This window comes from Sphingobium sp. B12D2B, assembly GCF_025961775.1.
Lineage (GTDB): Bacteria > Pseudomonadota > Alphaproteobacteria > Sphingomonadales > Sphingomonadaceae > Sphingobium.
In genome coordinates this window covers 2,179,332-2,191,754 of record NZ_JAOQOH010000001.1, presented here as the reverse complement: position 1 = coordinate 2,191,754, position 12,423 = coordinate 2,179,332, and the positions used below count along the sequence as shown (strand labels likewise).

The 12,423-nt window shown below is 65.0% G+C and carries 13 protein-coding genes; 10 read left to right on the top strand and 3 right to left on the bottom strand.

All coding sequences use genetic code 11. The annotated features are described in order from the left end of the window. Positions 1–4 precede the first annotated feature (4 nt). Together M2335_RS10385 and M2335_RS10380 are read right to left on the bottom strand one after the other, a co-directional pair. Positions 5–1,789 carry a cation:proton antiporter gene (locus tag M2335_RS10385; RefSeq protein WP_264587070.1) on the bottom strand — a complete coding sequence of 595 codons (1,785 nt, stop codon included), beginning with the start codon at positions 1,787–1,789 and terminating at the stop codon, positions 5–7. Between the two features lie 113 nt (positions 1,790–1,902). Next, positions 1,903–3,123, bottom strand: a complete 1,221-nt coding sequence (locus M2335_RS10380; protein WP_264594633.1) for an NADP-dependent isocitrate dehydrogenase — start codon at positions 3,121–3,123, stop codon at positions 1,903–1,905. 208 nt (positions 3,124–3,331) lie between these two features. On the opposite strand from M2335_RS10380, the gene M2335_RS10375 reads away from it, so the two are divergent. Further along, entirely contained in the window at positions 3,332–4,078 is a 747-nt protein-coding gene (locus M2335_RS10375; RefSeq protein ID WP_264594632.1) for a phosphatidylserine decarboxylase, read from the top strand. A 58-nt stretch (positions 4,079–4,136) separates the two neighbouring features. Next, on the top strand, positions 4,137–4,919 hold the full coding sequence (locus M2335_RS10370) for a CDP-alcohol phosphatidyltransferase family protein (RefSeq protein WP_264594631.1): 783 nt from the start codon (positions 4,137–4,139) through the stop codon (positions 4,917–4,919). On the opposite strand, the gene M2335_RS10365 is transcribed toward M2335_RS10370, so the two are convergent. Further along, the gene (locus M2335_RS10365) at positions 4,879–5,106 is read right to left on the bottom strand and encodes a hypothetical protein (protein WP_264594630.1); all 228 of its coding nucleotides are present in this window, start codon (positions 5,104–5,106) and stop codon (positions 4,879–4,881) included. The two genes, M2335_RS10370 and M2335_RS10365, sit on opposite strands and share 41 nt — an antisense overlap. A gap of 210 nt (positions 5,107–5,316) precedes the next feature. Between M2335_RS10365 and rpsB the strand changes: the two genes are divergently transcribed. The 8 genes from rpsB to M2335_RS10325 all read left to right on the top strand — a co-directional run bounded on the left by rpsB (position 5,317) and on the right by M2335_RS10325 (position 12,283). After that, on the top strand, positions 5,317–6,075 hold the full coding sequence (gene rpsB, locus M2335_RS10360) for a 30S ribosomal protein S2 (protein ID WP_181559454.1): 759 nt from the start codon (positions 5,317–5,319) through the stop codon (positions 6,073–6,075). A gap of 114 nt (positions 6,076–6,189) precedes the next feature. Next, positions 6,190–7,116 (top strand): translation elongation factor Ts, encoded by a 927-nt coding sequence (gene tsf, locus M2335_RS10355; protein ID WP_264570120.1) that lies wholly within the window; start codon positions 6,190–6,192, stop codon positions 7,114–7,116. Between the two features lie 106 nt (positions 7,117–7,222). Then, the gene (pyrH, locus tag M2335_RS10350; protein WP_264570121.1) at positions 7,223–7,945 is read left to right on the top strand and encodes a UMP kinase; all 723 of its coding nucleotides are present in this window, start codon (positions 7,223–7,225) and stop codon (positions 7,943–7,945) included. Between the two features lie 18 nt (positions 7,946–7,963). Beyond that, positions 7,964–8,521 (top strand): ribosome recycling factor, encoded by a 558-nt coding sequence (gene frr / locus M2335_RS10345; protein WP_264570122.1) that lies wholly within the window; start codon positions 7,964–7,966, stop codon positions 8,519–8,521. A gap of 60 nt (positions 8,522–8,581) precedes the next feature. Next, on the top strand, positions 8,582–9,325 hold the full coding sequence (locus M2335_RS10340; protein WP_264594629.1) for an isoprenyl transferase: 744 nt from the start codon (positions 8,582–8,584) through the stop codon (positions 9,323–9,325). Continuing rightward, positions 9,325–9,987 carry a phosphatidate cytidylyltransferase gene (locus tag M2335_RS10335; protein WP_264594628.1) on the top strand — a complete coding sequence of 221 codons (663 nt, stop codon included), beginning with the start codon at positions 9,325–9,327 and terminating at the stop codon, positions 9,985–9,987. Before M2335_RS10340 ends, M2335_RS10335 begins: the two co-directional genes overlap by 1 nt. Further along, a complete protein-coding gene (locus tag M2335_RS10330) occupies positions 9,984–11,150 on the top strand; it encodes a 1-deoxy-D-xylulose-5-phosphate reductoisomerase (protein ID WP_264594627.1) in 1,167 nt (388 codons plus the stop codon). Before M2335_RS10335 ends, M2335_RS10330 begins: the two co-directional genes overlap by 4 nt. Next, positions 11,147–12,283, top strand: coding sequence for a M50 family metallopeptidase (locus tag M2335_RS10325; RefSeq protein WP_264594626.1), 1,137 nt, complete (start codon positions 11,147–11,149; stop codon positions 12,281–12,283). The genes M2335_RS10330 and M2335_RS10325 overlap by 4 nt, the downstream gene beginning before the upstream one ends. Positions 12,284–12,423 lie beyond the last annotated feature (140 nt).

The following is a 12,423-nucleotide window of genomic DNA, read 5'->3' as shown; positions in this document are numbered from 1 at the left end:
GCGTTCAGGCGGGACCGTTCGCTTCCCCCAGCCGTCGACTCCGCAGCCGCGGCGCGACGTCGAGTTCCGCCGCCGCCTTGATCTCATTCTGCAAGTCCTCGCGCTTCTGGTGCACGGACGCGATTACCGGCCCCATGGGCAGGCCGAGGTCCACCAGCGCGGTCTCGGCGAGGTGCAGTGAGCTTTCCAGCGTCTCCGGCACCGCGTCGCTTGCGCCGGCCCGATAGAGTTGCGCGGCGTGGGTGGTGTCCCGCGCCCGCACGATGATTGGCAGATCGTCCAGCCAGCCCCGCACGCGATTGGTGACGCGCATCGCCAGCACCGGGTCGTCCATGGTGATGATGAGCGCCTGCGCGCGCCCGAGTCTCAGGCGATCGAGCGTGTCCGGGCGCGACACATCGCCGAACTGGACGGTGTAGCCCTCCGCCCGGGCCTGCGCGACGATATCGATATCGTTCTCCACCGCCACATAGGGCACCTCATGTACCCGCAGGAGATCCGCGACGGTGCGGCCAACGCGGCCGAAGCCGAGGATGATGGCGGCGCGCGCATTGTCATCGGTCTCGTTGGTGTCCGGCTCCAGCGCATCCCGTTCGACCCGCCGGGCCATGCGATGCCCGAATTTGGCGAGGATGGGTGTGAGGGTGAGGCCGATGGCGGTGGCCATTTGCCAGAAAGCGGCCGTGCCGGGGCTGATGAGATTGGCCGTCACGGCGCTCGCCAGCACGATGAGCGTCGTTTCCGAGGGGCTGCCCATCAGGATGCCGGTTTCCAGCGCCACCCCGCGCCGCGCGCCCGCAAGCCGCAGCAGCAGGCTGGTCACCGCCACCTTCGCGAGAACCACGCCGGTGATCGCCAGCAGCAACCCATCCCATTGCGCGACCAGGGCGACCGGATCGATCGCCATGCCGACCGTGATCAGGAAGACGCCCAGCGCCAGACCCTTGAACGGCTCGGTCATGCCCTCGACCTGGCCGTGATAGTCGGTTTCGGCGATGAGAATGCCCGCGACCAGCGCGCCGACGATGGGCGAGAGGCCTGCCGCCGTGGTGAGCAGGCTGGAGACCATCACGACGAGCAGGCTTGCCGCCAGAAACACCTCGGGCCGCTTGGCGCGCGCCGCCTGTGCGAAGAGGCGGGGGAGCATGAAGCGCCCGCCGATCAGCAAGGCGAGGACGGCGAGGCCGCCGGTCAACAGGACGGTGGCGAGATTTTCCCAGCCATCGTCCGCGACATTGGGCGCCATGGCACCAAGCGCGAAGACGATGGGCACGAGCGCCAGATCCTCGAAGAGCAACATGCCGAACGCGGATTTGCCAACCGCCGAATGGGTGCCGGCAATCGGCATGACGAGCGCCGTTGACGAGAGGGAGAGGGCAAGACCCAGGCCGATGGCGGCATACAGGCTGCTGCCCAGCAGCAGCATCCCGCCGCCGATCAGCGTGGCGCTGCCGAGCAGTTCCGCCGCACCGATGCCGAAGACGAATTTGCGCATCGACCACAGGCGCTTGAACGACAGTTCCAGGCCGATGGAGAAGAGCAGCATGACGATGCCGAGTTCGGCAAAGGCAGTGATCGCCGATTCCCGCGAAATCGTCACATGGGCGAGCGCCGGATAGGCGCTGACGAACCGGCCGAGACCAAAGGGGCCGACCAGCAGGCCGACGAGGATGAAGCCGATGATCGGGCTGATGCGGAAGCGTGCGAAGGCGGGGATCACGAGGCCTGCCGCGCCGAGAATGACCAGCGCCTCGTTGAAGGTCTGGCTGCCGAACGTGCCGTGGATCATCGGATCAGTCCGCTCGGACGAGTGGGCGGGAGGCCAGGGTGCGGGCGTGCCGCAGGGAGGGAGGAGGGCGCTTCGAGCGTGGTTGACCCCATCGAAGCGCCCCCTTCAGGTCTTTAGGACCAGTTGCTCATTTCAGCTTCGAGGTTCCGGCGGATCGCCTCGAAGAACTGCTCGGTGGTCATCCAGGCCTGATTCGGGCCGATGAGGATCGCGAGATCCTTGGTCATCTCGCCATTTTCCACCGTCTGCACGCAGACGCGCTCCAGCGTCTCGGCAAAGCGGACGACGTCCGGCGTCTCGTCGAACTTGCCGCGGAACTTGAGGCCACCGGTCCACGCGAAGATCGAGGCGATCGGATTGGTGGAGGTCGCCTTGCCCTGCTGGTGCTGGCGATAGTGACGGGTCACGGTGCCATGCGCGGCTTCGGCCTCGACCGTCTTGCCGTCGGGCGACATGAGGACGGAGGTCATCAGGCCGAGCGAGCCGAAGCCCTGCGCCACGGTGTCCGACTGGACGTCGCCGTCATAATTCTTGCACGCCCATACGAACTTGCCGCTCCACTTGAGTGCGGCCGCGACCATGTCGTCGATCAGGCGGTGCTGATATTCGATGCCAGCAGCCGCGTACTTGTCCTTGAATTCACGGTCGAAAACGTCCTGGAACAGATCCTTGAAACGGCCGTCATAGGCTTTGATGATCGTGTTCTTGGTGGAGAGGTACAGCGGCCACTTGCGGTCGAGCGCATAGTTCATGGATGCGCGGGCGAAATCGATGATCGACTGGTCGAGATTGTACATCGACATGGCGACGCCCGAGCCGGGGAACTGGAAGACCTCGCGGTCGATCACCTTGCCATCGTCGCCTTCGAACACCAGACGCAGCTTGCCGGGGCCGGGCACGAGGAAGTCGGTGGCGCGATACTGATCGCCAAAGGCATGGCGGCCGATCACGATCGGGTCGGTCCAGCCCGGCACCAGACGGGGCACGTTCTTGATGACTATCGGCTCGCGGAACACGACGCCGCCCAGAATGTTGCGGATCGTGCCGTTCGGCGACTTCCACATCTGCTTGAGGTTGAACTCCTCGACACGCGCCTCGTCCGGCGTGATCGTGGCGCACTTCACGCCGACGCCGTACTTCTTGATTGCCTCGGCGGAATCGATGGTAATTTGGTCGTTGGTGCGGTCACGCTCTTCGACGCTCAGATCAAAATAGTGAAGGTCGACGTCGACATAAGGCTTGATGAGCCGCTCGCGGATCCATTCCCAGATGATCCGGGTCATCTCATCGCCGTCGATCTCGACGATCGGATTTTTCACCTTGATCTTGCTCATGCGTGCCATGTTCCCTGTTCGATGTCGCTGGGGCCGCCACGACCACGCGCGGCAGGGCCTTTCACGATGCCTCTAGGGAAGGTCGCGGCGATGATCAACTACCCTGGCCACGCGTGAGAGGCTGATGTCGGGCGATTTATGCCATGTGGCAGGCCTGTTTGGGCCGGCGGGGATTGTGCCGGGCGGCGGCTCACCCTAAACAGAGCCCATGACAACAGAATTTTCGGGCACGCAGCCGGTCGCGCCTTCACGGACAAGCGTCAAGTGGAGTTTCCCATCGGTTCACCCGGAGGGGCGGCGCTTTGGGGCGATTGCCGCTGCGATTACCCTCATTTTTGCCTTGATGGGCTGGTCGACCCTGGCCTGGCTGATGGTCGGCGTGACGCTTTGGGTGTTCGCCTTCTTCCGCGATCCCATCCGCGCCGTGCCGCAGGACGAGCGCGCTATCATCGCGCCGGCGGATGGCCTGGTCACCCTGATCCAGGTCGTTCCGCCCCCGCCGGAGATGGTCGGACCCGACAAGCTTGGAACCGAACCCATGACACGGGTTTCTATCTTCATGAGCGTGTTCGACGTCCACATCAATCGCACCCCGATCAGCGGCACCATCAAGGATGTCGTCTATATCAGTGGCAAGTTCGTCAATGCGGACCTGGACAAGGCCAGCGAAGACAATGAGCGCCAGCATATTCTGGTCGAGCGTAGCGATGGCGTGCGGGTGGGCTTCACGCAGATCGCCGGGCTGGTCGCGCGGCGGATCGTTCCTTTCGTCAAGCGCGGCGATATCGTCGCGGCGGGCCAGCGCGTCGGGTTGATCCGCTTCGGTAGCCGCGTGGACGTCTATCTCCCTGCCGGCACGGCGCCGCAGGTCGCGCTGGGCACGCATACGGTGGCCGGCGAAACGATCCTGGCGCATCTGGGCGAGAATCAGTCCGCTACGGCTGTGCTGCAATGAGGCCTCGCTCGCTTGGCGCGCCCATTGGCGGATCCGCGCCTGTGTCGGATCTGATATAATGGCGCGACCGCGTCCCATCGCCCGGATGAGCCGCGGCATCACGCTGCGTCAGGTCGCACCGAACGCCATTACGGCGATGGCGCTCTGCTTTGGTCTCACCGCCATTCGATATGGCATTTCCGGTGAATGGCAGCTTGCCGTCGCGGCGATCATCTTTGCCGGCGTGCTCGATGGCGTGGACGGACGTGTCGCGCGCCTGCTGCGGGCGGACAGTCGCTTCGGCGCGGAACTCGATTCGCTCTCGGACGCGATTGCCTTTGGCGTCTCGCCGGCGCTCCTTGTCTATCTCTGGTCCTTGCAGTCCATGCCCCGCTTTGGCTGGATCGTCGCGCTGGTGCTGGCGCTCAGCTGCGCGCTGCGCCTCGCGCGCTTCAATGCAAGCCTCGATGTAATCGATCAGCCGCGCAAGGCTGCGGGCTTTCTCACCGGCGTGCCTGCCCCGGCCGGCGCCGGCATTGCTTTGCTGCCCCTCTATGCCTGGTTCATCACCGGACTGGACGTGTTCCGCGACTGGCGGCTTGTCGCCCCGTGGATCATCATTTCGGCGTTCCTGATGATCTCCAGCCTGCCGACGCTGGGCTGGAAGGGGCTCCGCGTGCCGCCGGCCTGGCGCCTGTTCGCCATTCTGCTGGCCGGCATCTTCGCCGCGAGCCTGATGGTTGCGCCGTGGCATGCCCTGCTTCTGCTGTCGCTGGCATACATCGCGCTGCTGCCGATCGGGCTGGTCAGCTACGCTCGAGTCAAGCGGCGGCTCGTGGCGGCATCGCTATCGCAAGGCTGAGGCCTGTCGCGGCGACGGGCTGTGCCGTCTGCCGCTGCCCGGCACGTTCGGGCGTCCAACCTTCCAGATCCAGCGTCCGCAGGGCGCGTATCATCGCGCCATGGTGCAGGCGCAGTTCATGGACCATGATCGTCGCCGCCAAAGTCGCCGCAACCGCAAACAAGGCACATCCCAGAATATAGAACATCGTCGTCCCTTTCCTGTGTCCACAGCATCGCCATGGCTTTATGTTCACTATTTGTTCTTGTTCTCGCCGCCTGTCAAGCGTGATGTGCAGGCTTGTGCTCCTGTCGGGCTTGGTCTAAGGGCGCGCGTCTAACCCACATGGGATTCGCCACATACCGGTGCCGCTTCGCGGTCACTGAATCCCAGAGGCTCAACCGGAAGGAGATATATTATGGCGGCACCCGTCGTCACCCTGCACCAATTGATCGAGGCCGGCGCGCACTTCGGCCACCAGACGCACCGCTGGAATCCCCGCATGAAGCCGTACATCTTCGGCGAGCGGAACGGCATCCACATCCTCGATCTCTCGCAGACCGTTCCCCTCTTCGCCCGCGCGCTGGACTTCGTGTCCGCGACGGTCGCCGCTGGCGGCAAGGTGCTGTTCGTCGGCACAAAGCGCCAGGCGCAGGAGCCGATTGCCGAGGCCGCCCGTCGTTCGGGTCAGCACTTCGTCAATCACCGCTGGCTGGGCGGCATGCTCACCAACTGGAAGACCATTTCCGGCTCGATCAAGCGTCTCAAGACGCTTGAGGAGAAGCTGTCGGGCGATACCCACGGCCTCACCAAGAAGGAAGTGCTCCAGATGACGCGCGAGCGCGACAAGCTCGAGCTGTCGCTTGGCGGCATCCGCGACATGGGCGGCATTCCGGACGTGATGTTCGTCATCGACGTCAACAAGGAAGAGCTGGCGATCAAGGAAGCCAACACGCTGGGTATCCCGGTGGTCGCGGTTCTCGACTCGAACGTCGATCCGTCGGGCATCGCCTTCCCGGTTCCGGCCAATGACGACGCCAGCCGCGCCATCCGCCTCTATTGCGAGGCTCTGGCCCAGGCTGCGACCCGCGGCAACCAGAACGCCGCCGCGGCATCCGGCATGGACCTTGGCGCCATGGACGAGCCGCCGGCTGAGGAAGCGCTCGCGCAGGCCTGATCGGCGCCGTCAAACGCACGCAACAATGTGCGGGCAGGGCGCCGGATCGGGAACGATCCTGGCGCCCGCCTGACATCTGGCAACATTGAATTCGAGATTTGAGGAACAAGAGACATGGCAGAGATTACCGCAGCCGCCGTCAAGGAACTGCGCGAGCGCTCGGGCGCTGGCATGATGGACTGCAAGAAGGCGCTTGCCGAAACCAATGGTGACGTGGAAGCCGCAGTCGACTGGCTGCGCGCCAAGGGCCTTGCCGCCGCGCAGAAGAAGTCGAGCCGCACCGCAGCCGAGGGCCTGGTGGTCGTGGCTGTCGATGGCACGCGCGGCGTTGCCGTCGAAGTGAACAGCGAGACGGACTTCGTCGCCAAGAACGATCAGTTCCAGGGCTTCGTCCGCACGGCCGGCGACGTGGCGCTCAAGAACGCCATCGGCGATGCCGAGGCTCTGCTGGCCGCGCCGCACCCGGCCGGTGGCACGATCAACGATGCGCTGGTGACCAATGTCGCCACCATCGGCGAAAACCAGCAGCTGCGTCGCGTGAAGGCTGTGTCGGTCGATCAGGGTCTGGTCATCGATTACATGCACAACGCGGTGGCGCCCTCGCTCGGCAAGATCGGCGTGCTCGTCGCGCTGGAAAGCCCGGCCGGTGCCGACGTGCTCGCCCCGCTCGGCAAGCAGATCGCCATGCACATCGCGGCGGCTTTCCCGGTCGCGCTCAAGGCTGAGGACATTCCGTCCGAGATCCTCGACCGCGAGCGCAAGATCGCGGCGGAGAAGGCTGCCGAGTCGGGCAAGCCCGCCGACATCGTCGCCAAGATGGTCGACGGCGCCGTGGCGAAGTTCGCCAAGGAGCAGGCGCTGCTCTCGCAGATCTTCGTGATGGACAACAAGACGCCGATCGCGGACGTCGTGGCCAAGGCCGCGAAGGATGCCGGCACGACCATCGTCCTCAAGGACTATGTGCGCTTCCAACTCGGCGAAGGCATCGAGAAGGAAGAGAAGGATTTTGCGGCAGAGGTCGCAGCCGCCGTCGGCGCCTGATCCTTTCCTTCATTTATTACGCACCGGGCGCGCTCGGTGCTTGGCATGGCGGCGCGGGCTTACTAAGGTCCGCGCCGCTCCCGTCTCTGGAATTTGTTAGGCATTCATGACCACCACTGCCCCCAAGCGCATTCTCATCAAGCTCTCGGGCGAGGCCGCGATGGGGGCTCAGAGCTTCGGTATCGATCCGGGCACTGTCGCGCGCGTGGCCGGGGAAGTGAAGGAAGCCAAGGAATTCGGCTTCGAGATCTGTCTGGTGATCGGCGGCGGCAACATCTTCCGCGGCATGGCCGGCGCAGCGCAGGGCATGGACCGCGCCAATGCCGATTATATGGGCATGCTGGCGACCGTCATGAACGCCCTCGCCATGCAGGATGCGCTGGAGCATCTGGGCGTCGCGACGCGGGTGCAGTCCGCTATCCCCATGGCGAGCGTCTGCGAGCCCTATATCCGTCGTCGCGCCCAGCGACATCTGGAGAAGGGTCGGGTGGTGATCTTCGCCGCCGGCACGGGCAATCCCTATTTCACGACGGACAGCGGCGCGGCCTTGCGAGCAGCGGAGATGAGCTGCGATGCGCTCTACAAGGGCACGTCGGTCGATGGCGTCTATGACGCCGACCCCAAACTCGTCGATTCTGCAAAGCGTTTCGATCGCGTAAGTTACGATCAGGTGCTCACACAAAATCTCAAGGTGATGGATGCCAGCGCCGTGGCGCTGTGCCGCGACAACGCCATTCCCATCATCGTGTTCAACATTCGCGAGCAGGGCAACCTTGCCCGCGTGCTGCGCGGCGAGGGCGTTTCGACCCTGGTCGACAGCGGTCGCTAGGTTCATCGGAGAGGCAAGATGGCAAAATATGACAAGGCTGATCTGGAGCGCCGCATGGCAGGCGCCGTCGACGCGCTTCAGCATGATTTGAACGGGCTGCGCACGGGCCGGGCCAATGTGGGCCTGCTCGATCCCATCACCGTTGAGGTGTACGGCGCCAAGATGCCGCTCAATCAGGTCGCGACCGTTTCTGCGCCGGAGCCGCGCCTGCTCTCCGTGCAGGTGTGGGACAAGTCCAATGTCGGCCCGGTCGACAAGGCGATCCGCTCGGCGGGCCTTGGCCTCAATCCGATTGTCGATGGGCAGAATGTCCGTCTGCCGATTCCCGACCTGACCGAAGAGCGCCGCAAGGAACTCGCCAAGCTGGCCGGCCAATATGCCGAGAAGGCGCGCGTCGCCGCCCGCAACGTCCGCCGCGATGGCATGGACAATCTCAAAACCGACGAGAAGAAGGGCGAGATCAGCGAGGACGAGCGCAAGCGTGCCGAAGCCGACGTGCAGAAGCTCACCGATTCGACCATAGCGGATATCGATGCGGCAGCGCAGGCGAAGGAAAAGGAAATCCTTGGCAAATAATCCGTCCTTCGACTGCCGAGGGAGAGGCCAGGGCCATTTATGAGCCTTTTGAGGTCCAGGATGACGCGCAAGGCCGCGCCGACCCCCGCCCAGACCGGCGGGGAAGGGGCGGTGCCGCGCCATGTCGCGATCATCATGGATGGCAATGGTCGCTGGGCGAAGGCGCGTCGCTTGCCACGCGTCGCCGGTCATCGCGCCGGAGCCGAGGCCGTGCGCCGTACCCTGCGCGCTGCATCCAAGCTCGGCATTGAATGCGTGACGCTCTATGCCTTTTCGTCTGAGAACTGGAAGCGGCCTGAGGACGAGATTGCCGACCTGACCGGCCTGATGAAGCAGTTTCTCCGCTCGGAAGTGGATGATCTGCACGAGGCCGGCATCCGGCTGAAGATCATCGGCAATCACCATGCCTTCGAGCCGGAAGCGGCGGCCATGGTCGATGCGGCCGTGGCGCGCACCGCCGCCAACACCGCGTCCACGCTGGTAGTGGCGCTCAATTATGGATCGCAGGACGAACTGGCTCGCGCCATGCGCGCTCTTGCCCAGCAGGTGCAGGCCGGCACGCTGGCACCCGAAGCGATCACGCCCGCCGTCATCGCGGCGCAGCTCGATACCGCTGACCTGCCGCCGCTCGATCTGTTGATCCGCACCTCTGGCGAAGTGCGCCTCTCCAACTTCCTGCTCTGGCAGGCGGCCTATGCCGAACTGTATTTCACCGAGACGCTGTGGCCGGACTTCGATGAGGCGGCGCTGGCAGCCGCGGTGGAAAGCTATGCCTGCCGTGAGCGCCGGTACGGAGGCCGATGATGGCGGAACGCGCGCCTCGCTCCGATCTGGCGGTTCGCACCGGCTCCGCGATCGTGTTGCTGGTCGGCGCCGGGCTCGCGCTATGGGCCAATGGCGCGGTGCTGATCCTGCTGGTGGCGCTGGTGAGCGCGCTTGTCTTCTGGGAATGGCGCGGCCTCGTCCGGCGCTTTCCCGATGGCACGCTCGCCCGCGTGCTCTGGCTGCTCTTCGGGCTGATCTATATTGGCGGCGCGGCGCTGGCGCTGCTGTCTTTGGGCGCTGCGACGCGCTGGCTGCTGATCGGCATCGTCATCGCGACGGATGTGGGCGCCTATTTCGCCGGGCGGACGATTGGCGGACCGAAGATCGCCCCGGCGATCAGCCCCTCCAAGACCTGGGCGGGGCTGGGCGGCGGCATGACCGCCTCGGCATTGCTGGTGGCGGTTGTCGCCAGCGTGAGCCTGCAGCCCGGCTTCGTGCTGGTCAGCGCCCTGCTAGGCGCAGCCATCGCAGTGGTGGCGCAAGTCGGCGATTTCTTCGAAAGCTGGATGAAGCGGCGGGCGGGCGTGAAGGATAGCGGCAATCTCATCCCCGGCCATGGCGGCATGTTCGACCGTGTGGACGGCCTGCTGCTGGCCGCCATTCTGGCTGCTCTGGCCAGCGCAGGAGGAATGCTGGGATGATCGCGCCGCGCACCGTTTCCGTCTTCGGCGCGACCGGGTCGGTTGGCACCTCCACGCTCGATCTCATCGCGCGCGAACCGGAGGCGTTCGAGGTTCTGGCCGTGACCGCCGGGGACGATGTCGACAAGCTCGCCGCGATCGCCGTCACGCACCGCGCCCGCCGCGCCGTCATCGCCAATGAGAGCCGTTATGGCGCACTCAAGGCTGCGCTGGCCGGTAGCGGCATCGAGGCCGCCGCCGGCGGCGAGGCACTGATCGAGGCGGCCCAAATGGGCGCGGACTGGACCATGGCCGCCATTGTCGGCTGCGCGGGACTGGCTCCCACGCTTGCTGCGGTCGCCGGGGGCAAGACCGTGGCGCTGGCCAACAAGGAGGCCTTGGTTTCGGCCGGTGACGTCATGATGGCGGCGGTCGCCCGCAGTGGCGCCGCGCTGCTGCCGGTCGACAGTGAGCACAACGCAATCTTCCAGTGCCTCGCAAGCGGCGGCCTCGACGCCGTGCGCAAGATCACGCTCACCGCCAGCGGCGGCCCGTTCCGCACGCTCAGCCGCGAGGCCATGCGCACGGTGACGCCGACGCAGGCGGTCAAGCATCCCAACTGGTCGATGGGCCGCAAGATCAGCATCGACAGCGCGACGATGATGAACAAGGGGCTGGAGCTAATCGAGGCTTATCACCTCTTCCCCATCGGCCTTGAGCGCTTTTCGATCCTCGTTCACCCGCAATCGGTCATCCATTCGATGGTCGAATATCGCGATCGGTCGACCATTGCGCAGCTGGGTTGCCCGGATATGCGCATCCCCATCGCCAGCGCTTTGGCCTGGCCGCAGCGCATGGAGACGCCCTGCGAACCGCTCGATCTGGCCACGCTTGGCCGGCTCGACTTCGAGGCGCCCGATGAGGAGCGCTTCCCCGCGCTGCGCCTTGCGCGCGAGGCGATCCAGGCCGGCGGCGGCGCACCGGCCATTCTCAATGCCGCCAACGAGATCGCCGTTGGCGCGTTCCTCGATGGGCGGATCGGCTTTCTTGATATTGGCCGGATCGTCGAAGACGTGCTAGCCCGCAGCGACGCCGGCCGCATCGCTACGCTCGAGGATGTTCAGGCCATCGACAGGTCGGCGCGTGCAATGGCCGAGCAGCTGACGGCGGAGCTCATCAATTGACCGATAACCCCGGTTTCTTCTTCACGATCCTCGCGTTCCTGCTGGTCATCGGCCCGCTCGTGTTCGTTCATGAGCTGGGACATTATCTCGTCGGCCGCTGGTTCGGCGTTCATGCCGAGACCTTTTCCATCGGCTTCGGCAAGGAAGTCTTCGCCTGGCATGACAAGCGCGGCACGCGCTGGCGCGTCGCGGCGCTGCCGCTCGGCGGCTACGTCAAGTTCGCCGGAGACATGAACGCGGCTAGCCAGTCCGACCCGAGCTGGCTGCAACTGCCGCCGGATGAGCGCAACCGCACGTTCCAGTCCAAGTCGGTCGGCAAGCGCGCGCTCATCGTGCTGGCCGGGCCGCTCATCAATCTGCTGTTCGCCGCGATCATTCTGGGCGGCTTCGCTTATGCCTATGGCGAGAATGTCACCCCGGCGGACGTGACGGCGGTGGAAACCAATTCTGCGGCGGACCGCGCCGGCATCCTGCCCGGCGACAAGATTCGCGGCGTGGATGGTAAGCCGGTGGAGCTGTTTGGCGAGCTGCGCCAGATCATCGTGACCAAGCTGCCCGGCGAGGAGGTGACCCTCACGGTCGAGCGTGGCGGGGCGGCGCGCCAGATCCCGGTGAAGATCGGCGAGGTCGTTCAGGTCGATCGATTCGGCAATGAGTTCCGTTATGGCGCGCTGGGCGTGCGCAGCCTTGAATCGGTTTCGCGCCCCGTCGGGTTGCTTGAGGCACCCTGGGTCGGCGTGCGCCGCACGGGCGAACTGATCGGCATGATGGCAAGCGGCCTGGCTGATATCATCACCGGGCGACGCTCGGTCGATGAACTGGGCGGACCGCTCAAGATCGCGCAGATTTCCGGCGAGCAGGCGGCCCTCGGGCCGGAGGCGCTGATTGCCTTCGTCGCGCTGGTCTCCATTAACTTGGGGTTCATCAATCTCTTGCCAATTCCCATGCTCGACGGGGGTCATTTGTTCTTCTACGGAATAGAAGCTATTCAGCGCAGGCCAGTCAGTCCACGCTTTCAGGAAATGGCGTTTCGGTCGGGCCTCGCGCTTTTGCTGGGGCTGATGATCTTCGTGACTTTGAACGATCTGGCGTCGTTTGGCGTCTGGCGAGGGCTGAGCGGCTTGATTGGCTGATCGGGTTGGGGCAGGGGAGGCAGCGCGGATGCGGCTTCCCAAGATGAAGTGCATTCAGGACATGTCGAGGAATCTGAGTTTGAGCGAAGCAGCACGCATTTCATCGACACAGGGCCGCCTCGCGCCGTTGCTCCTGTGTG